The organism is Aeromonas piscicola, from assembly GCF_000820005.1.
Classification (GTDB): domain Bacteria; phylum Pseudomonadota; class Gammaproteobacteria; order Enterobacterales; family Aeromonadaceae; genus Aeromonas; species Aeromonas piscicola.
The window spans coordinates 1-566 of sequence record NZ_CDBL01000044.1; the positions used below are offsets into that span (position 1 = coordinate 1).

At 61.0% G+C, this 566-nt stretch carries 2 protein-coding genes; both read left to right on the forward strand.

Features of this window, described 5'->3' with window-relative positions; translation table 11 throughout:
* A partial coding sequence (locus tag BN1128_RS25310; protein WP_156140164.1) for a CBS domain-containing protein occupies window positions 1-111 on the forward strand: 111 nt, incomplete at its 5' end.
* On the forward strand, window positions 111-566 hold a 456-nt coding region (gene kdsC / locus BN1128_RS08970; protein WP_042867834.1), incomplete at its 3' end, for a 3-deoxy-manno-octulosonate-8-phosphatase KdsC. The genes BN1128_RS25310 and kdsC, both read left to right, overlap by 1 nt.

The following is a 566-nucleotide window of genomic DNA, read 5'->3' on the forward strand; positions in this document are numbered from 1 at the left end:
GTCAAACTGATGGAAACCAGAAAGATCAACGGATTACTGGTGGTGGATGAGGACAAGCGCCCGCTCGGCGCGTTCAACATGCACGACCTGCTGAAAGCCGGAGTAATTTGATGCAAAACGTACCGACCCTCTACGGTCCGGTGACGCGCAGCCAGTATGACAGGGCGGCGCAGATCCGCCTGCTGGTGTGCGATGTGGATGGAGTGCTCTCCAACGGCCTCATCTATATGGGCAATGATGGCGAAGAACTGAAGACCTTCTGTACCCGCGACGGCGCCGGCATGCGGGCCCTGCTCAACGCCGGGATCGAGATCGCCATCATCACCGGGCGCAACTCCCGCATCGTCAGCGATCGGATGAAGAGCCTGGGTGTGCAGCATCTGGTGCAGGGGGCGGATCAGAAGTTGCCCCACTTCGAGGCACTGCTGACCAAGCTGGGTCTGGATGCGTCACAAGCCGCCTATATGGGGGATGACACCATAGATCTGCCGGTGATGCAGGCCTGTGGCCTTGGCATCGCCGTGGCCGATGCCCACCCACTGGTGCTGGCCCGGGCCGACATGGTG